Raw genomic sequence first — 21,176 nt, 5'->3', positions numbered from 1 at the left:
TTAATGGACATAGCACGCATCGGCATAAACCGATAACACATCACGTATTTTCGCAATAACAAAAGATTCAGGTGATCCGTCAATCATGCCTTCTCTAAATTGGGTAAATTGATAAGGCAGATATTGGCTCAATAACGGCAATGGAATAGGTTTAACGGATAAGTTATCCATTAGTGTGTCGATGGCGGCATTAATTTCAGCATCAGGCCAGTAATAACGAATGCGATCACTAAAACTATAGACTCGAGCAAAGGCTTGTTGACGTTCATCACCATGATAGTATTTTTGCCAAAACCCTGGCTCACGGCACATCAGTTGTTCCATTTTTTCACGCAATTTAGAGCACTGATCTTGAGGGAATAATGTTTCTTCAATCGAGCAGAGTGCGTATAAACCTTCACGCATAGCAAAGGTTAAGGCAGGCCCAACTTTTAAAATGGCAAAATGGTCATGAACTAATTGTTTATAAGCCTCTTTGGTTTGATAGTCCGTAGAGTGTGCTTCAAAAACAATGTGAGAATAATCGTTCACCACTTGGCTTAATGCCTGTGCTTTTTCAGGCTGGTAATCAATGATGCCAGTGTGATCAAACTCAACACCAGGTTGAACCACTAAACCAATCACGCGCTCCCAACAGTCAGAAACGCCCGCCTTTTGAAAAGCTTGGCGGTGACACTCTAATGTTTTACGCGCTGCGTCTGGTGAAGTTACTTCAACGGTATCAAGTTCTTCGGCAGCACCACCTGGAACGGGCACTTCTGTACCAACAACATAAACAATGTCACTAGAACCAAATGTTTCTTTTGCGGTATTTTCTGCAATCACCGCAAGACGTGCTGCGCGAGAGGCCACAATTTCGTCTGTTAACGGGATAGGATCATCAGCACAAGACATACTGCAATCAAGATGGATTTTTTTGAAACCTGTGGCAACATAATGTGCAATCAACACGTCTGCATTTGCCATCGCTTCTTTGGCATTAAGATGTTGCCAACGATTAGGCCCTAAATGATCACCACCAAGAATAAGTTTCTCGATAGGAAAACCTACTTTTTCAGCCTGTTCAATGACGTATTGGTAAAAATCAGCGGGGGTCATTCCCGTATAACCACCAAACTGATCAACCTGATTAGAGGTGGCTTCAATTAGCAGAAAGGAATCATTATCCAGCGCTTGTAATAGAGCTGCTTCTATTACTAAAGGATGGGCAGAACAAACAGAATAAATACCATTCTGTTTGCCTGATTTATGTTGCTGAACAATCTTTTCTAAAGGATGCATTAAATACTAACTCCATAATCAACACCGGCGGTGTTGCTAATGGAGTTAGCAAATTACGATGCCTTATCGTCGACGATAATCACTTCGATTTTGTGCTCTTTCAGCTCCTGAATATACTCTTCAGGGATACCTGAGTCGGTCACTAATATATCAATATCACCAAACTCTCTGATCATATGACAGCTGCGTTTACTGAATTTCGTAGAATCTGCAACCGCAATAATCGTTTCTGAGATATCACACATTAAACGGTTAAGACTGGCTTCCTGTTCATTGTGTGTGGTGATACCAACACGTAAATCGAATCCGTCAACACCTAGAAATACCTTATCAAATCGATAATTTCTAAGGCTATTTTCAGCTTGTGAGCCTGAAAAAGACAACGCACTTTTTCGCAATACACCACCGGTCATTAATACTTCCACACCTGAGGTATTTGCTAACTCCATTGCGACATCCAGACCGTTAGTCATGACCACTACATTTTCGCGCGACTTTAAATGTGTCGCGATTTCGCGAGTAGTTGTCCCCGAGTCAAGAATGACGGTGTCTCCATCCTTTATCAGCGTTGCGGCAGCTTTCCCGATTAATGTTTTAATGCCCGCGTTTTGCCCACGTTTTTCGTGGATACTCAATTCGGCAATAAATCCCGTATTAGGAATTGCTGCACCATGAGAGCGAACGATATAACCATTTTTCTCAAGAAAACTTAGATCGCTGCGGATAGTGACACTTGAGACTTTAAATAATTCAGCGAGATCTTCGACTCTGGCTTTACCTTGTTGGTTTACCATATCGAGGATTTCCATACGCCTCTCAACTGCCGCTTTCACTTTCGTCTCCTTACGAAACCAAAAGACTTTCTTTCGATTGATTTCGAATGTAGTTTACTACGCCAATTTTTACCGACAATGCAAAAAAACAAAACTTTTGATCTCTTTCACAAAGTTTCGAATCATCATCGATTACTTACGATTATTTTCGTGTAGCTTCAATAATAGCCTTGAGACCGCCAGTTTCCAATAAATAAAATGATATAACGCAATGCTATACTTATGATCACACCATATATAGCTAGATAAAACACAATAATATAGATTTAATATCACACAAACACACAATAAACAGCTTTAAACTCCATGCCATGCATTTCTTTTCGAAAAACAAATCAAAATAAATAGCTCAAATAGTCAATAAAACATGAAATAGTATCGAATCGAAAGTATTTTAATCGAAAATTTAAGTTCTCATCTTTCGAAATTAACTTTCATTTACTTTCGATATTTCGTATTTGTGATTTTAATCTCTTTTGTTTTGATAAATTTTACGTAATGTAACAGGATAAAAAAGAAACTCAGGAAATGACGAATGGCATTAAATCAACCTGCTTATTTTCATATGATGGCAAAACCCACAAGCTACCACTGTAATATTAAGTGTGAATACTGCTTTTATCTGGAAAAAGAAAATATTTTTCAAGATGAAGAAAAAGAGACAGGTCATACCGTCATGCCTGATGGTGTCCTTCGTCGTTATATTAAAGACTATATACAGTCACACAGTGGCGACCAGGTTGATTTTTCTTGGCAAGGAGGAGAACCAACACTTGCTGGATTAGCCTTCTTTGAGCAAGTCGTTAAATACCAAAAGCAATTTGCTAACGGCAAGACAATCACAAATAGCGTACAAACCAATGCAATCGCCATTAATCGCCAATGGGCACAATTTTTTGCGGATAACCATTTTCTATTAGGCGTTTCCATCGATGGTATTGAAGCAGTTCACGATAAATATCGTATTTCAGTCAATGGTAGCCCTACTTTTGAACGAGTAAAACGTGCAATTAAGCTACTAAACGAATATGGCGTCGAATTTAATACACTCACAGTAGTTAACGACCAAAATTGGAATAAAGGAAAAGAAACCTACCAAGCCTTAAAAGAATTAGGTTCAACATTCTTTCAATTTATTCCCATTGTCGAAGTCGATAGACGCTTTCCTCATACTCATGGCGGACATTATGCCCCTGGCCCCAATGCACAACTGGCCCCATTTTCTGTTCCAGCCGAAGGCTACGGACAATTTATGACAGAAGTGTTTAATGAATGGATACGCCAAGGCGATATTGGAAAAATATATATTCGTTTATTTGATAGCTTATTAGGCACATGGATGGGATATCCTGCATCAACATGTATTCAATCGAAAACCTGTGGTCAGGCGTTAATCATTGAGGCAAATGGTGATGTTTATTCTTGTGATCACTATGTTTATCCCGCCAATAATTTAGGCAATATCCATCAAAATAGCCTTGCTCGCTTAGCAACATCAAAACAGCAACAGCGCTTTGGTCAAAATAAATACGATAAACAAACCAGCCTTTGTAAACAGTGTGAAGTGCAAAGCTTATGTTATGGCGGTTGCCCTAAACATCGCATTATTGCTATTGAAGGTGAAAAACATCGTCATAACTACCTATGCCGTTCCTATAAACAAATATTTCATCATACAGCGATAGGTATGCAGTTAATGCAGCAATCTATTTCACGAGGAGGTCTCGCCAGCGATGCACTTCCCGCAATGAAAAAAAACTACATAAAGTAGCCCTATTTTTATTTTATCTTGTTTATTCTGGAGACAATTCGTGACCTTACCTTCTGTTAGAAAAAGCTTACTCGCTGGGCTCATTGCTACATCGTGTTTAAGTGCCCCAATATCTGCCAATGCAGGTGGAACACCTGAAAAACCGAATGTGCTGTTGATCGTGATGGATGATTTAGGCACCGGACAGCTTGACTTTGTGCTAGATACCTTAGATGTGGATGCGTTAGCACAAAGACCGACACCTCCTCGTTATGAAGGAGATATCAACAAAATGGTAGAAGCAGCACGCATTGCCATGCCCAATGTCAGCGATATGGCGGTAAATGGCGCAAAAATGACTAATGCATTTGTTGCACACCCTGTTTGTGGTCCTTCTCGAGCAGGTATCTTTACTGGGCGCTCTCCTGCAAGCTTTGGTACTTACAGTAATGACGATGCTATTTTAGGTATTCCAAAAGATATCAAACTATTGCCTTCACTTTTCCAAGAAAATGGCTATGCCACCGCCAGTATTGGTAAATGGCATAACGCAAAAGTTATTCGCAAACCGAAAATTAATGAAAGTAAGCAAACTCGTGATTATCACGACAATATGATCTCAACGCCAGAAGCGGGTTATGCCCCTCATGAACGAGGTTTCGATTATGACTTTAGCTATTACGCATCAGGAGTAGCTTTATGGAATTCACCTGCATTTTGGCGTAATGGTGTCAATGTTCCTGCTCCGGGTTACACCACTCATCTTTTAACGGATGAAACCCTAAAATTTATTGATGAACATAAAGATAAACCTTTCTTTATCAATCTTTCATATAGCGTTCCCCATATTCCATTAGAACAAGCTTCTCCCGCTAAATATATGGAGAAATTTGATACAGGAAATGTTGAGGCAGATAAATACTTTGCTGCATTAAATGCAGCCGATGAAGGTATTGGTCAAATTATTGCGAAATTAAAAGAAAATGGTGAGTTAGAAAATACACTGATCTTTTTCTTATCGGATAATGGTGCTGTTAATGAGTCACCAATGCCAATGAATGCGATGGATAGAGGCTTTAAAGGGCAAATGTTTAATGGTGGCGTTAGAGTACCTTTTATTGCTTATCAACCTGGCACTATTCCAGCTGGAACAAAAAGTGATGAGATGATCTCCGCACTTGATATTTTACCGACGGCACTACAAACAGCAGGTATTGCGATCCCTGACAATCTAAACGTTGAAGGGAAAAATATCATGCCTTTACTTAAAGGTGAAACAACAAAGTCCCCGCATAACTATCTTTATTGGGCCGGCCCTGGTACTAAACATTATAGTGAAGAAAACCAAGAGTTTTGGCACGGATATCACCAATGGATAACCTATCAACGTAAAACACCGCCTACAAATCCTAATTTAGAAAAACTCTCTAAAGGTGCTTGGGCTGTACGTGATGGTGAATGGGCGCTCTATTTTTATGATGATGGAAAAAATCAGCCTCAACTTTTTAACGATAAAAAAGATCCTGCTGAATCAATCGATCTTGCTAAACAAAATCCACAAAAAGTGGCAGAGCTAAAAAATGCGTATTACCAGTGGATCAAAGATAAGCCAAAGCCCGTTCTTTGGGGACAAGATCACTATCAAATACTAGTGGATTCTGCAAAACCTTAATATTCAACTTCCGTTCTGTTTCGCAAGGATGCGTCTTTTTTTCTGAGATACGAAAATGGCTATTGAAATTGCATCTTCAGCACGTCCCAAACTCCCTTATGAGCACCCAAACGTAGAAATCTACCAACGCTTATTTAAGGAAAATATCATTCGACGATTAGTCAGAAAATCAGCTTATCGTCGCTATGATAAAACGATCACTGACTTTTTTAATGATGAAAGTCAGTCGCTTTTCTCTTTATGTGAAATGCTGACACAGTATGTCACACAGGCTTTTCATCATTACCAAGTATGGGGTTACTCTCATGCTTATTATCCCGGAAGTCCAGGGCAACAAACGGCAAGAACGGATGCTCTTGAAGGTGTTAGCAGGGTACTTCCTCTACTTGCAACATGGATAGTTAGCAGCAAGAAAAGTACATTGATGGGATTAAATCATCAAGCTTTCAACTTACCTTTAATGATCAAACAAAGCTTTATTCATGGCACTGATCCACTTCATAAAGGATATTGGGGGAAACTTGAAGATTACGATCAACGAATTTGTGAAGCATCTGATTTAGCGCTCACTCTTTGGATAAGCCGTGAATGGGTGTGGGATACATTAACACCCGCAACACAACAACAAATTATTACTTGGTTTGAGCAAGTTAATCACTGTGAAATTGTTGATAATAACTGGCATTTCTTCCCTCTTACCGTCCAATTTGTCATTAAAGCACTCACAGGGAAAGACACGATTGCCCATTGGCGATATGAACGATTAAAAGAGTTTTATGTTGGTGACGGATGGTTTCGTGATGGAGCAAAAGGTAATTATGATTACTACAATGCGTGGGGCTTTTACTATTCATTGTATTGGTTAACGCAAATTGATCCTCAATTTGATACGACATTTATTACTCAATCACTTAATACCTTTAATCAGCATTACCTTTATTTTATGACTCCCAAAGGTATTCCTTTCTTTGGTCGAAGTGCCTGCTATCGCCTTGCGGTTTCTGCTCCATTATTAGCGGGTGTCGATTTACATTGTCCTTCAGTAAAAGTAGGCGAGGCAAAACGCGCCTTTGAAAGCAGTTTACGTTATTTTATTTCTCAAGGGGCATTAAAAAATGGCGCCCCGACTCAAGGCTTATTTACTCACGATCCTCGTTTAGTTGATAACTACAGTGGACCTGCCAGTAGTTTTTGGTCATTACGTGCCGTGATTATTGCGCTTTATTGTGCTGATCGTATCAATTTATGGCAAACACCTTCACTTCCATTACCTATCGAAAAAGATAACTTTCGTTTCGAAATTCCTGCTATTCAAGCTTTAGTGACTGGAGTGAAAGCAACACAAGAGGTAAACGTCATTTTTTGCGAAGATTATACAACTCAGCAAACACCACTAACCCGCCGTTTAGAAAAACAAACCTTAGCACAAAAAGTCGCTGAAACCGTGATAGGACAGTCAAGACGACCGAAAAATAATTTATTACGCAAAGGGATCACCAGTTATAGCTCTAAAATGGCACATTTTTTCTAATCACCTTTCATTTGCTTTCAGTGCGAAGGCAATAAAAATGTGATTTAGATCTTTTACCTTTCTATTTCTTTCGTTTATTATGATTCGTAATTAAACGAAAGATGAGAGGCAAACATGTATCTGGTTTCTACTCGTAATATGCTCAATAAAGCACAGCGTGAAAATTATGCTGTGCCTGCTTTTAATATTCATAACTTGGAAACCATTCAAGTTGTGATGGAAACAGCCGCTGAGATGGCATCACCTGTTATCTTAGCGGGTACACCAAGCACGTTTGCTTATGCAGGTAGTGATTATTTGATCTCTATTTGCCAGCAGGCCGCAGAACAATATCGTATCCCTGTTGCCCTACATTTAGATCACCATGAAGATATTCCTGATATTTGTCATAAAGTCATTTCTGGTGTGCGATCTGCCATGATTGATGCCTCTCATTTTCATTTTGAAGAAAACATTCGTATCGTTAAAGAAGTGGTTAATTTCTGCCATCATTGGGATTGTACCGTTGAAGCTGAATTAGGTCGTTTAGGTGGGCAAGAAGACGACTTAGTCGTTGATGCTAAAGATGCGCTTTTCACCGATCCTGATTCAGCAGTACAATTTATCAAAGCAACGGGTATTGATTCATTAGCGGTTGCAATTGGTACCGCGCATGGCATGTACAAACATGAACCTCATCTCGATTTTGATCGTTTAGCCATTATTCGCCAAAAGACTGACATTCCTTTAGTTCTTCATGGTGCATCAGGTATTCCTGATGCCGATGTACGCCGTTGTATTGATTTAGGTATTTGCAAAGTTAACGTTGCAACCGAACTGAAAATTGCTTTCTCTAACGCTATCAAGCAATACTTTTTAGATAACCCTGATGCAAGTGATCCTCGTCATTACCTTGTACCAGGCAAAGCCGCAATGAAAGCTGTGGTTGCAGATAAAATTCGTGTCTGTAAAAGTGATGGAAAACTGTGAAAACCAATAAAACTGTCGCCATTATTGGCGAATGTATGATAGAGCTGAGTGGTCAACCGTTCTTACCACAACAACAACGTTTTGGTGGCGATACACTGAATACCGCACTCTATTTATCGCGACTATCGCCTTCATTACATCCGCTTTATATGACAGGACTAGGCACTGATACTTACAGTGCCTTAATGCAGAAAGCATGGGAAAACGAGGGGATAGACTGCCAATCTGTTATTACTATTCCCGAAAAACTTCCTGGTCTATATGCTATTGAAATTGATGCTCATGGTGAGCGCAGTTTCCACTATTGGCGAAATGATGCCGCCGCACGTTATATTGCGACCGATAAGCGTTTTTTAGACAGTTTCGATGCGCTTCCTGATGATAGCGTCATTTATCTTAGCGGTATTTCTCTTGCTATTTTAACGCATGAAGGAAAAATCGCTTTACTCACCTTATTAGCGCAACTTAAACAGCGTGGAATGACGCTCATTGTCGATTCTAATTATCGACCACGTTTATGGGATTCAATACCTCATGCACAAGAGTGGTTTGAAAAGCTGTATCGCATTAGTGATATTGCTTTAGTCACTGGTGATGATGAGCAAATACTTTGGCAAAAACCAGCGCTGACAGAACAAGACATTACACAACGCCTTCATCAATGGGGTAATCAGAACGTCATTGTCAAATTGGGTGCTAATGGCGCTTACTGGTCTGATGGCAAAAATGCTGGCTATGTTTCTCCCAAACCCATTGATTCCGTTATTGATACCACCGCCGCAGGTGACTCTTTTAATGCTGCTTTTATTGCTGCTTGGCTACAAAATCAAAGCCTATCGACCTGCTGTTTATGGGGAAATACCTTAGCTGGACTCGTCATTCAACACCATGGCGCCATCATTCCTCATGAAATTACTGATTCATTCTACACACTAATCAAGGATAACCATGACACAGTCAATTGTTGATACTCTTTCATCACTGAAAGTGATCCCCGTGATCCAAATTAATCGCGCTGAAGATGCAATCTGGCTGGGTGAAATTCTAACCCAAAATCAACTACCTGTTGCTGAAATTACCTTTCGTACACCGGCAGCAGCCAAAGCCATAAAGCTAATGCATGAGCACTTTCCTGAGCTTATTTTATGTGCAGGAACAGTATTAACCGCACAACAAGCTGATATGGCAAAAGAAGCTGGAGCAAGCTTTGTTATTTCTCCGGGTTATAACCCAAGTACCGTTGATTACTGCCTTAATAACGGCATTGATATTGTGCCAGGCATTAATAATCCAAGCCAAGTCGAAGTTGCTCTTGAAAAAGGCTTAACCTTACTTAAATTCTTCCCTGCAGAAGCCTCTGGCGGTGTAAAAATGCTAAAAGCATTAGCGTCACCTTACGCCCAAGTCCAATTTATGCCTACAGGCGGCATTAGTTTAAATAACGTGAGTGATTATCTTGCTATTCCACAAGTTGTTGCTTGTGGAGGAAGCTGGATTGCCACAGCAGATACCATTGATAAACAAGATAAAGAAACCATTGTTAATCATATTCAAAGTATCCACTCATTACTAAAAACACATAAGGGATAAATAAAATGAAACAGGTTGCCGTTTTATTAGCTGATGGATTTGAAGAAGGTGAAGCTGTTGTTTTTATTGATATCATGCGCCGTCTTGATATTCATGTTGATGTACTTTCTTGCATGGATAGCTTGGTATTAAATACTTATTTTGAAACTAAAATCAGTGCTGATTTTCTATTAGCAGATAAATTCACACATAGCTATGACGCAATAATGATGCCGGGTGGCCCTAAAGGCACAGATCGTTTATGCGCTAACGAGCAAGTTATTCAATTTATTAAGCGCCATATTGCTGAAGATAAATATATTTGTGCACTGTGCTCTTCTGGTGCCAAAGTATTAGCGGCACATCATCTTCTTGAAGGTCGTAATTACAGTACTGGCGATAAATTAGCAGATAAATACGATGATGGTCATTATCTTGATCAAGATGTTGTGGTTGATGGAAAGTTTATCAGTGCAAAAGGATTAGGTGTAAGTTTTGAATTTGCCTTTACGGTGGCTAAGTATTTATTAAGCGACAATACAGAAAAAGTAGACTGGCAAGCCAATCATATTTATTTCAAACACTGGCCATTAGATTATCTTAAATAAATACGTTATTTTATATTTAAATAAAAAGGGGATTAACTCCCCTTTTATATTCAATCACTTTTATGACTAAATGAGTTGATTAAACTTATTTATGTTTAAAAGCGTGAGGTTCAGAATAACGCCATAATTTATCCCAATACTCTTCAATAAATGTCCTTACGGCTTCTTCACCTTCAACAAGATAGTTAAATTCTGACAAATACCCTGGGTACATATTATCGGAACCAACAATATACAATTCATCATCAATAATAGTTACTTTTGCGTGGTTTCCCGGTGCAGGAGCGACTTTAGGGTAAATACCGCTCGCATTAACCAATGACCAGAATGGGTGACCAATATCCCCTTGTTTCGGTGGATCTTCGCTTAGTGGTGCTTCTTTTAGTGTGGCGGTATAAGATGATTCATCTGCACCAGGCCATTTATAAGTTTTACCTTCCGTTTGTAGTGCTTTTGGCACTTTATCGGTAAAGAAGAATGGCGCTATTTTAATACGACGTAATGCTGATTCACGAATTTTATCAGGATCAGGAATAACGGCATCTGTATCAACATCATGAGTCAGATAATATTTAAATAATTCAAAGGTTCTTTGTGCTCCAGAGCCAAATGAATATTGGTCGCCATTAGCACCGGCGGCGGCATCTAATGGTGAAACAACAATTTCAACTTCTAACTCTGGATTTTTTAATAACGCTTCAATTATCCAATGGCAGACAGGATGATCTTTCCATTTTTTCTTCCATGCACTCACTACATCTTGTTGAGACATACGAATTTTTTTCTTAGCATTTTTTATAAGGTATTCCTTCATTTTCTCGGAACCTTTCTTATAATCAACTCGCATATCAGGCCCTTCCCAATATTTTCCTACAGAGAAAATACGGTCAGTTTTGAAAAAGCCTTCATCTGGCGATTGAGCTAAGTTTTGTTCATTTTTCTTTTTAATTTCTCTTAATACACTGCTCTTTGTTAATGGATCGATAATCTTATAGCTTGCTTTTTTAGCGACCCATTCATTTTTTTTACTATCAAAATATTCTTTCGTAATTAAATCGTTACCTACATCCCACATTTTATTTAAAAATAATTGGGAATGAAGTGCTGATTCGCCAATAACCTTAACAGAAACATCATGAACTGGTGGATAACTTTTAAAAAGATCCATATTTAAATTATGACCACCAACGAAAGCTTCACAACCATCAACAGCAATAATTTTTGTATGGTTCCATGTCATTCGAGTATCTAATTCAGAAATAAAATCTTCAGGTAATACTTTTTTTTCTAACGAGACTTTTAGACCATCAATAATACGATAAAAGCGACCAATCCAAATATCTGGAATACATTCCCAATATTTTCCGCGTTCTTTGATTAATTCAATAAGATCTTTTTTCAATGCCAGATATTCAGGCGTTCCACTAAAATAGTATTTAACACCATTTAATAAAACTGTTGGTGTCTGTGCAAATAAAAATCGAATTTGTGTGCGATCTTTACGTCCTTTCTTTTCAGAAAAAGATTTATCAATTGCAGCAAGAATAATTTTACGCCACTCTTCATCAGGGGCATTAAGTGATGAAATATCACAGCGATACAGCATTTTATCTAAGATAGATGTAATGGCTTGTTCAAACTCAGCCTCACGCTCTATCGCTTTTGGCATAATTTCTTTACCAAATGGCATTCCCCATACATGGGGCGTATCAAAAATCTTCACATAGTTATTTTCAGATGTTTCATTGAAAAAACCTTTTAATTCTTTTTTTAATCCATCAATAAGTTTCATAATATTCCTTTATTTTAAAAATAGGGCGTCCATATTATTTAAATAAATATTTAAATAATTAGCACTTCAATTAATATAGATAGAATGTTTTCATTCCTAAAAAAGCATCACTTATCATAAACATGATGATTTAATATAAATTCAATTATTTTTTATAACGACCACCGCCTCCTTCCGCTTAAAAAGACCAAACCAGAAATTTATATTTTAGGCATTATTAATAATAAAACCATTCTTATTTAGAATAGTAATCTAACAATAAATAATTGTTATTATTAAACTACAAAACTAGTTATATCGATATTTATTAGCCTATAAATGATTCCTTATAAATTATCATTTTTTGATTTACTCTTTTTTAGATAAATTATTTAACAGGTATAACTGTATTAAATAACAGGTTTATCTGTTTGTCAAATACAGTTTTATCTGTATTATTTTAATAGGGGGAAACATGAGTCTTGCAAATAGAGTTAAATCCAGAAGAGATGCCTTGGGGCTTACTCAGACTGAAGCAGCTGAAAAAGCTGGCATCAGACAACAATCATGGGCTTCAATAGAAGATGGTTCAACAAAAAAACCTCGTAATATTATTAGCATTGCAAGAGCTTTAGAGTGTGATGCCGGTTGGTTAATGATGGGTGATAATATTCAACCTGTTCATGATATCAATACGAAAAAATTACCACTAATAAGCTACGTTCAAGCGGGAAACTTAGTACATAGTGTTCCTATTACAGATTGTGATGGTGAATTTGAGTATATTCTGACAGATCAAGAACTCTCACAAAGTGCTTTTGCATTAAAGATAGAAGGAGACTCAATGGAACCTGATTTTAAATCAGGAGATGTAATCATTGTCGATCCTGAGATAAAACCACATCCGGGAGAATTTATTGTTGCGGCTAATAATGAAAGAGAAGCAACATTTAAGAAGTATAGACCAACTCGTATTGATGCTAATGGCAATGAACATTTTGAACTTGTGCCATTAAATAGTGATTATCCAACACTTAGCAGTGAAAACACGCCATTAATGATCATTGGTACGATGATTGAGCATCGTATTTATCGTCGTAAACGATAACGATTATTCCCAAAAATAACTCCAATAATAACTAGCTCAATTATTGGGGTTTATCTCAAAAAAACAGTTTTATCTGTTTTTACTCTCTGGAAATTTGACTAAAACTTTATGGATAGAAACCATCCAAGGTTCTATAATAAGATTAATCAAAAATAACTTGATGGTAAAACGACCAAAAACTTTAAATATTAAAAATAATGAATATAATGAGAGCAACATTATCTATCATTTATATAGATTACTAAGTTAATTTTTTGATTAATGACAATTAAACTGCATTAGTAGCTATTTTAAAAGTAACTAATTATTGCAATAAGAGAACAAGATAAAAAATAAAAGATTAATTAAATATAGATTTTTCACTTTTCAATATTTTATCTTTACGTAAAAAAAATACTCATATAAAGAGATAAAAATGCGTATTTTCCATCCTATTTTAATAAAAACAAGTAAAGATACTTATTTATTTTATCAAATAGGAAAAATAGATTACTAAGATTTATCTTTATTGAAAATACGTATTAACAAGACACATCTTACTTACATTCTGTTTCAATTACCAACACTAATAAATATTAATTTTTAATAAACTAATTGTAATAAGTTTTGTTAATTATTTCGATTTTAAGGTGTTTAAATGAATATAAAAATGTTTGTTATTTCATTGGCATTAGTTTCTTTTGGCGCACAAGCATTGATTATTAATGAGAATAATCCATTCGAATATCAATCTTTTAAATCAAATTATTCTGATATGATTGAGTTGGCTAATAAATCACGTTTACCACATAGAATATTCTATACCTCACCAAGTACAGGTAAAAATGCACTATGGTTTGATGCTGTTAAACATGGTGATTTAAATGAAGTTAAAAAGATGCTTGCCAATGGTCAAAATATTGAAGCGAAAGATACTGGAAGTTTAGAGCAAACAGCTCTGGGATGGGCTGCGTTTATTGGTGATGAAGAAATGGTAGATTATCTCATCTCTCAAGGCGCGAGCCTTTGGGCTACGGATAAAGACGATGTTTATAATGTTTTTAAATCAGCCGTATTAGGAAATAATGTCAATGTGGTAAAAAAAATTCACGACCTAATGAGAAGCGATATTGAACTCAATAACCAAAGAGTAGAAAGCGATGGTGAAACATTTATTATGATTGCAGCCAGTAATAATCGTCTTGATACCGTAGAATACCTTATTTCTGAAGGTGCTGATGTTAATCTTGTTACAACAACACAAGATAATTCATTATTTTCTTATAACCACAGCGCATTAAGTTATGCTTGCCAAAATAATCTTAAAGATATGCAGAAACTATTGATTAGAAACGGTGCTATAAATCATATAACAGGTACAACACTCTGCCATTAAATACACAAAAGCCATCCTATAATAAGATGGCTTTTGTGCTATTAGTTATTGAGTTTTGAGAAATAGAATTTTAATTAAAACAACTAGAAAACGACTCAATATATTTATCAGAACTCAATATCAACAAGTAATATACCAATGTGATTTTTAAACGATTTTCTTTTTTCTAAATATAACTATTTCACTTGGTTGAGTTATCGACTGCTTATCCTCAAAAACCATAAAGTCTGTTTTCTTAGCCTCTAAGATAAGACTTTGAGGTGTAACACCAAGTATATAAGAAATAGTAATCAATTGATCTACTGTTATTTTTAAATGTCCATTTTCTAATTGAGAATAATGTAGCATACTTATCCCCAACATTTCAGACATCTCATTTTCTGTTATTTTCAATTGTCTTCTTATCATTTTTATTCTATTCCCAACTTTGGTGTTAATCATCCCTTTACTCTCCTTCTTTCATTAGATGATTACATCGATAAAATACCGAATTATAGTTTGTAAACTATCAATCCATAAACTGAAAATACTTAACTATTAGTTATTAAATAATCGTAATATTACTTATTCTCACGAATTCTGTTAATAAGGTTATTCCGATATTTCAAATTTAAAATAATTTACATTTCTATATGTTATTTTAAACTAAATTAATATTAGAATAACAATTTGGAACTGAGTATCCGAGAATGAATGGTGTTATCATAAAGTTGAATAGAATGGCTTATTTTAATTTGAAATATATTTAAATGACATTGATAACCTATAAAAAATATCTATATATTTAATTAGAATATCATTTTATAAAGAATAATTCTGTATTGTTTTAATATATATAAATAGTATCCTAGGAAAATGAATCCCCCCTGATTGAAATAATCTGAAAAAGACTACTCACTTATAATTTAAGAACAAAATTCATATCTATTTTTAATCTTTTAAAAAATAATTTTAATGGATTTGTTCACTATCAATCTTATTTATTGATAACAAAAATACTAAAAACATATAAATACTTATTTTTTATCAAGAAGTTCACTTACTTACTATAAGTGTGAGCTTATCGATATTGATTATTTTTATTTTATATTAAAATTTATTAAGGAAAGAGTTATCTGACTTCTATTTAGGTGTGTTTTATGCATAGTAACAATTAGAATGTCATTGATATACATAATATTATTTTTTATTCAGCAAATAATTATTAGGATGAATAATGGAAAGTTTTAAATTAAAGCTAAAAAATCACATGGATCATGTCAAAAACGTAGGGCAACATTGCTCGACGGAAGAAACAACTAAGCAAGCACTGATATTACCTTTCTTAGATATCCTTGGTTTTAACCCTTATGACCCTCAAAAAGTTAAGGCTGAATATGGTGCTGATTTCCCTGGTGTTAAAGCAAATGAACGAGTTGATTATGCATTGTTCTGCCAAGATGTTCCGGTAATGTTTATTGAAGCAAAAGGATATTCTGAAAAACTAGATAATCACTGCCCTCAATTATCACGATATTTTAACTCTACACCAGAAGTTACAATATCAGCTATAACTAATGGCTTAGAATGGCGCTTTTTTACCGATTTAAAACAAAAAAATGTAATGGATCCAACACCTTTCTTAAGAATAAGAATGGATGAAGTCAGCGATTCAGATGCAAGCCAATTATTCAGGTTCAGACATGATAAATTTAAACCAGAAGCATTAAGAACCTTGGCTGAAGAAAGTGTATATTTATCTGCTTTTACTAAAACTATTAGTTCAAGCTTACGTGACGTAGATAATGAATTTGTCAGATATGTAGCTAGTCGATCAAACATTGAGAGACAATTAAATCAAAGGTTCATCGACTCTATAACACCACTTGTAAAACTAGCTGTCGAACGTTCTGTTAGTGCAATGGTTGTATCTGGTCTATCAAATAAAGCCATGACAATAGACGATCCCACTGAAATAAAAGAAAATAACGATAGTAATCAGAAAAATACTGAATTTGTAAATATTGTAGATCCCAACAACCCTAATATTATAACAACAAAAAACGAATTAACATTATTTGAAAAAATTAAGCTTATCGTAGGATCTGAGGAGATCCAATACAAGGATACAGAATCTTACTTTGGTATATTATATCAAGGAAAATCCAATAGATGGATTGTTAGATTTTATGATAAAAATAACCCTTATATTATTGTCCCTATTGAAATTACAAATGTTTTAGCTAATGAAGTGTCTAGAGCTGGACTATCACTAGTTAATAACAGAATAAATATTAATGATCCAGAAGATATATTAAGAATAACAGGGATCATTTTAGATTCATTTGAATATGTCAAAAATGATGATAATTTCAGGAAGAAATAACTAGTAAAAAAACTCAAATTTAAAAAGCCCCCCAATAATTGTATAACTAATTACTGGGGGGCTTTTTATGAATAACACAAAATTAGAATCTGTAAAGACTAAATGGTTTTGGATCTAAAACTGGTTTTTTGCCCAGTAATAAATCAGCGGTTAATTCTGCTGATACAGGGCTCTCTGTCATACCCCAGCCAGTTGCAGTATTAATGACTAAACCTGGATACTCTTTAACTTCTGAGATAATTGGGTTTTCATCTGGTGCGATAGCCATTGCACCACTCCATTGATCAATTAATTTCGATTCTTTAAAGGCAGGGAATTCTGCTTTTAATTTTTCTAATGAAGCATTTAACTCAGGTAAATCTGGTAATGCAGTCATATTTCTGAATTGCTCAAACGGAGAAACTTCATCTAAGTTCCAATGCGTTGATTGCATAAATGAATTGATTAATTGTTCATTTAAAGAAATATGCACTGGGAAATCAGGTAATGCTAATAATGGCAGATATTTATAGCCATAAGTGAAGGATTCTTTCACTACTGGCGCCACAATAACACGAGGAGAAGTTGCATAAGTACCATCAGCTTGTTCACGGAAGAAAATACCACCTGGTAAAGCGACGTTGCCACCCGGTGCCGTTGGTGAACCACTGATTAGCTGTTGAGACTGATAAGCAGGCAGTGTTGGAACATCAACATTAAGATTTTGCATAAATAGGCGTGACCAAACACCACCAGCAACAACAACTTGAGAAGTTTTGATTGCACCTTTCTCTGTTACAACGTCAGAAATTACACCAGCTTGTGTTTCTAAGCCACGAGCCGCGCATTGAGTGTAAATTCTAACACCCATTTTTTTAGCGTATTCAGCCATAACGAAGGTTGCAACTTCTGGATCGAAGCTACCAGAATCTTCTTCAAAGCCAGCAATTTTCCAATCTGTTGTCGCGCCACGAAGACGTTGATTTAATTCAGCACCTTCAATAATTCTGGTTTTAAATGGAATATCTGAGCCAACATTTTTACTTCTTTCATCAATCCATTTTCTTACGTTAACTAAATCTTCTTCATCAAGAGGAACTTCAACGCGGCCTTGTGTACGATAAGTAGTATCAATACCTACTTTCGCATTCATTTCACGCCAGCGATGTTTGCCCAAATGGTGTAATAAGAACGTTTCATCTGGCATTTTATAGCTAATTGCCTGACCATAGAATCTCGAAGATTGCTCACCCGCGATATTACCTTTCTCAACAATGACAACAGATAAACCACGTTCTACAAGGTTAATTGCTGTCATAATACCAAGGATACCAGCACCAATAACAACAACATCAGCTTGTTTTGGTAAAGCACCTTCAGTACCTTCAACAAAGCCATGTCTTGGCGTACCCGGAACAAAGCGCCCTTCGCGAGTTAACATTGGTGTCAAAATACCCGCACCAGCAGCGACAGCCACCACTGTTCCACCAATGATAAATTTTCTTCTAGATATCGCCATTTTACACGTTCCTTTTACTCAATGAATTATTAGCATTAAAACAATCACGCTATCTTATTTCATTTGTAAAGTATTAGTAAAGTATTTGTAAATCTTTTCGTCTGTTTTTTTCTTAAAAATCCGTACTATTTAATTTACTTATGCAAAGAAGGGGATTAATCATCATTTTGTTTTTTATCGATTATTTAAGTACATCGAGTAAAATGAAAGCATATTCAGCTAGTTATTTTTTTGGTTTTTTTGTCAAAATATAAAATTTTTCACTATTAAAGATCTACTGCCTATTTGTTAAATATGGGTTTATGACACATTCAAATTGCAAATAAAATAATTTGATTAACAAATAATCCACAAGATTACTAAGTTAATAAATTGAGCACATAAAAAGGGGATAGTGATAAGAAATATAACGATGGATTGGTTATTTGATGTTGATTCAGAGGAAAATAAGGTAGTAGTTAAAATGGTTACACTTAAGATTATATTTATCTCTATATAACCAAATTTTAAGTGTTCATTTTTACACCAATACCAAAATAAATCTTTTTTTGATTGCTTTTATAAAAATAGTATTATTTTTTCTTTATAAATCAACATTGTTACAATTTGAAATAAAATACATATTTTTGGTGTCGGTAAAACAGAAACCGTTATTCAAATTAAAAATAATCATTTGATATTCTAGGTACTGATTTAATCACAGATAAAGGTGTTGCAACAGCCTTATTACGTCAACATGGTATAAAGGTGTTCTCTGAAAATCAATTAGAGGAATTAATTGGTTGGGTAGAAAATTGGGATAAAGAAAATACTATTTTATGATAAAAATCTGAATAATTAATAGTTTAACTAAGTAACAATTTGAATAATATTAACTTATTTTCATCCAATACAAATCATCACCCATAGTTTCACACAGGTTCCTCAAAATGGAGCCTTCCATTCTTACCAACCTCCTATTAACTCATATTATTCTTAATTAACACTCCTATTTCGTCATTAACAAACAAAAATACTGTTAAAGACTAATGTAATTTATCTAATTATTTGATTTTGGTAAAACGGTTTAAATCTTTTAATAAATAAAAACTGATAGATACCAACTATCAATAATCTATTTTTGATCGCCCATATCGATCTCTAAGTGTTTTTACGGTAATCTCTTTTAAAAAGAGGGGTTGATATGAGTTCAATTAATATTGTTGTAGGTCAGCGAATTAAACAAAAAAGAAAGCAATTAAAAATAACAGGTATCGAGATGGGGAGAAGGCTTGGTATCAGTCAGCAACACTATTCACGTTTGGAAAATGGGCATCTGAAAATAACCGTCGATCAGCTTATTGCTATTGCTTTAATATTAGGAATATCGCCACAAAGTTTGTTGGTTTCACCCGAAATAATGTCACCCATGCTAAGTGCTTGGGCTGAAACAACTTTATCATCAAATGAGATTGTTGTATTACGAAATAAGAAGCGCCGCAATCTTAGATAAAGATACAGTAATATTGTTTAGCGCTATCTGATTTAATATTTTAATTACTTCAGTTAAAGCACATCGAAAATTTTCATCTTTTTTATTTAAGTAAGAAACCATCTATTTATAAAATCAATCGCTTGATTTTTTTGTTAAAATAAAAGATTAATTGTTAATTTCTTTAACGATTGAATATTTTAATAGAATTTCTGGAGCATTAGATAATTTGCGATTAGATCCTTCCATTAAATAAGCCGCTATTTCTTCTGATGATAAATCATCAACTTCTTCAAGATTAAAATACTCATCAGGCCAATAAATAAGATCTGAAGAAAAGGCTTTAAAGTTTATCTCGAGTAAATTTATTGCATAAGATTGTTCAGATTCACTGCCTTCAGCTAAACATATGAAATCAACAATACTAATCAACTCGTTATAAGTCAGATCATCTAAATACTTCACCTGGTTAAAAGCTATTTTTGTAAACTCTTTTGCACTTGTCCACGAATTGTAGTCACGAAAATCTGAAAATTCACAAGGTGTTACTACTTGTGCATTCCATTTTATTATCATGGTGTTAAGTTCGGGATCATTTTCAGTTGCACCATTATCGATTTTAACAGTTATCTTTAGTAGTAAATCGATCAATTCATTGAGTTTAGTTTTGCTGACTTTTTTTGGTTTTAATCGGTTAGGTAAAGGCATTTTTTATTCCATTTATATTATTTGCATTAAATCTGTATATTTTAATCTTTTTATTTAAAAGTCATTATAACGCATTAATTTATTTAATAAATAACCAAATGGATTATTGAATCATGACTAATACTTAGAAAAAATAATATAATAAATTATTTATTTTATATTCTGATTTTAAAATTAGCTATTAACATTTTATTTTAATAATTACTTAATCATATCATCAAGAATATTAATGACATTATTTCTCAAATTCGCCCTCTAATTTTATCTACTGTAATAACTATATTTAATACATCAATATTTAAATCCATAACGGAGTTCAATTTGAAGTAATAACACAAAAAAAGTAGAGAGGGTTAGAAAAAAAGTAAAACAGATGAAAGTGCTTAGTGGAAAGATTACCAAGAAAATCTGCGAGTATTTATAGGGTGACTTATTTATGCCTAACTGAACATGTGAGACAAATAGACAGCATTTTCGGAGCTAGCGTCCCAAATACGTCCCACTTAAGAAAAGTAGAGAATTTAAAATGAATGTAAGCGTTTGATTTAAAATGGTACGCCCTACAGGATTCGAACCTGTGACCTACGGCTTAGAAGGCCGTTGCTCTATCCAACTGAGCTAAGGGCGCCTAGAAGAACTTAGACGTCAGCAAGAGTGCTGATAACGG

Annotated in this window: 17 protein-coding genes and 1 tRNA gene; 11 read left to right on the top strand and 7 right to left on the bottom strand. The window is 34.9% G+C overall.

What is annotated here, in order from left to right; all coding sequences use genetic code 11:
* Together kbaZ and agaR are read right to left on the bottom strand one after the other, a co-directional pair.
* Nucleotides 1–1,281 (bottom strand): tagatose-bisphosphate aldolase subunit KbaZ, encoded by a 1,281-nt coding sequence (gene kbaZ, locus JEP36_RS13515; protein ID WP_198630341.1) that lies wholly within the window; start codon nt 1,279–1,281, stop codon nt 1–3.
* Nucleotides 1,282–1,334: 53 nt separating this feature from the next.
* Complete coding sequence (gene agaR, locus JEP36_RS13510) at nt 1,335–2,114, bottom strand: transcriptional repressor AgaR (RefSeq protein WP_075673686.1); 780 nt, start codon at nt 2,112–2,114, stop codon at nt 1,335–1,337.
* Between the two features lie 535 nt (nt 2,115–2,649).
* On the opposite strand from agaR, the gene JEP36_RS13505 reads away from it, so the two are divergent.
* From JEP36_RS13505 to JEP36_RS13475, 7 genes are all read left to right on the top strand, one after another.
* Nucleotides 2,650–3,885 (top strand): anaerobic sulfatase maturase, encoded by a 1,236-nt coding sequence (locus JEP36_RS13505; protein WP_198620899.1) that lies wholly within the window; start codon nt 2,650–2,652, stop codon nt 3,883–3,885.
* Nucleotides 3,886–3,925: 40 nt separating this feature from the next.
* Nucleotides 3,926–5,536, top strand: a complete 1,611-nt coding sequence (locus JEP36_RS13500; RefSeq protein WP_198630340.1) for a sulfatase family protein — start codon at nt 3,926–3,928, stop codon at nt 5,534–5,536.
* A 55-nt stretch (nt 5,537–5,591) separates the two neighbouring features.
* Nucleotides 5,592–7,067: a DUF2264 domain-containing protein gene (locus JEP36_RS13495; RefSeq protein ID WP_198620897.1), complete on the top strand. Its 1,476-nt coding sequence runs from the start codon at nt 5,592–5,594 to the stop codon at nt 7,065–7,067.
* Nucleotides 7,068–7,181: 114 nt separating this feature from the next.
* Nucleotides 7,182–8,036 (top strand): tagatose bisphosphate family class II aldolase, encoded by an 855-nt coding sequence (locus JEP36_RS13490; RefSeq protein ID WP_109371254.1) that lies wholly within the window; start codon nt 7,182–7,184, stop codon nt 8,034–8,036.
* Nucleotides 8,033–9,004 carry a sugar kinase gene (locus tag JEP36_RS13485; protein WP_198630339.1) on the top strand — a complete coding sequence of 324 codons (972 nt, stop codon included), beginning with the start codon at nt 8,033–8,035 and terminating at the stop codon, nt 9,002–9,004. The genes JEP36_RS13490 and JEP36_RS13485 overlap by 4 nt, the downstream gene beginning before the upstream one ends.
* A complete protein-coding gene (locus JEP36_RS13480) occupies nt 8,985–9,626 on the top strand; it encodes a bifunctional 4-hydroxy-2-oxoglutarate aldolase/2-dehydro-3-deoxy-phosphogluconate aldolase (RefSeq protein ID WP_198620895.1) in 642 nt (213 codons plus the stop codon). Before JEP36_RS13485 ends, JEP36_RS13480 begins: the two co-directional genes overlap by 20 nt.
* A 5-nt stretch (nt 9,627–9,631) precedes the next feature.
* Nucleotides 9,632–10,213 carry a DJ-1/PfpI family protein gene (locus JEP36_RS13475; protein ID WP_198620894.1) on the top strand — a complete coding sequence of 194 codons (582 nt, stop codon included), beginning with the start codon at nt 9,632–9,634 and terminating at the stop codon, nt 10,211–10,213.
* An 85-nt stretch (nt 10,214–10,298) separates the two neighbouring features.
* Here the strand turns inward: JEP36_RS13475 and JEP36_RS13470 are convergent, their stop codons facing one another.
* A complete protein-coding gene (locus tag JEP36_RS13470; protein WP_198620893.1) occupies nt 10,299–12,005 on the bottom strand; it encodes a phospholipase in 1,707 nt (568 codons plus the stop codon).
* 454 nt (nt 12,006–12,459) lie between these two features.
* Between JEP36_RS13470 and JEP36_RS13465 the strand changes: the two genes are divergently transcribed.
* The gene (locus tag JEP36_RS13465) at nt 12,460–13,092 is read left to right on the top strand and encodes a LexA family protein (RefSeq protein WP_109371264.1); all 633 of its coding nucleotides are present in this window, start codon (nt 12,460–12,462) and stop codon (nt 13,090–13,092) included.
* Between the two features lie 637 nt (nt 13,093–13,729).
* A complete protein-coding gene (locus JEP36_RS13460; RefSeq protein WP_196573887.1) occupies nt 13,730–14,467 on the top strand; it encodes an ankyrin repeat domain-containing protein in 738 nt (245 codons plus the stop codon).
* A 147-nt stretch (nt 14,468–14,614) separates the two neighbouring features.
* On the opposite strand, the gene JEP36_RS13455 is transcribed toward JEP36_RS13460, so the two are convergent.
* Nucleotides 14,615–14,908 carry a helix-turn-helix domain-containing protein gene (locus JEP36_RS13455; protein WP_198620892.1) on the bottom strand — a complete coding sequence of 98 codons (294 nt, stop codon included), beginning with the start codon at nt 14,906–14,908 and terminating at the stop codon, nt 14,615–14,617.
* A 775-nt stretch (nt 14,909–15,683) separates the two neighbouring features.
* Here JEP36_RS13455 and JEP36_RS13450 point away from each other — a divergent pair.
* Nucleotides 15,684–16,832 (top strand): type I restriction endonuclease, encoded by a 1,149-nt coding sequence (locus JEP36_RS13450; protein WP_198620891.1) that lies wholly within the window; start codon nt 15,684–15,686, stop codon nt 16,830–16,832.
* A gap of 82 nt (nt 16,833–16,914) precedes the next feature.
* Here the strand turns inward: JEP36_RS13450 and JEP36_RS13445 are convergent, their stop codons facing one another.
* Nucleotides 16,915–18,330 (bottom strand): NAD(P)/FAD-dependent oxidoreductase, encoded by a 1,416-nt coding sequence (locus JEP36_RS13445; protein WP_100160198.1) that lies wholly within the window; start codon nt 18,328–18,330, stop codon nt 16,915–16,917.
* A 1,183-nt stretch (nt 18,331–19,513) separates the two neighbouring features.
* Between JEP36_RS13445 and JEP36_RS13440 the strand changes: the two genes are divergently transcribed.
* Nucleotides 19,514–19,822 carry a helix-turn-helix domain-containing protein gene (locus tag JEP36_RS13440; RefSeq protein ID WP_198620889.1) on the top strand — a complete coding sequence of 103 codons (309 nt, stop codon included), beginning with the start codon at nt 19,514–19,516 and terminating at the stop codon, nt 19,820–19,822.
* 147 nt (nt 19,823–19,969) lie between these two features.
* On the opposite strand, the gene JEP36_RS13435 is transcribed toward JEP36_RS13440, so the two are convergent.
* Both JEP36_RS13435 and JEP36_RS13430 read right to left on the bottom strand, forming a co-directional pair.
* Nucleotides 19,970–20,509: a hypothetical protein gene (locus JEP36_RS13435; RefSeq protein WP_198620888.1), complete on the bottom strand. Its 540-nt coding sequence runs from the start codon at nt 20,507–20,509 to the stop codon at nt 19,970–19,972.
* Between the two features lie 551 nt (nt 20,510–21,060).
* Nucleotides 21,061–21,137: transfer RNA gene (locus JEP36_RS13430), tRNA-Arg, on the bottom strand.
* Between the last annotated feature and the right edge of the window lie 39 nt (nt 21,138–21,176).

This window comes from Proteus sp. PR00208 (assembly GCF_016238545.1).
Taxonomy (GTDB): domain Bacteria; phylum Pseudomonadota; class Gammaproteobacteria; order Enterobacterales; family Enterobacteriaceae; genus Proteus.
The sequence above is the reverse complement of the archived record's forward strand: the minus strand, read 5'-3'. Positions and strand labels throughout refer to the sequence as shown.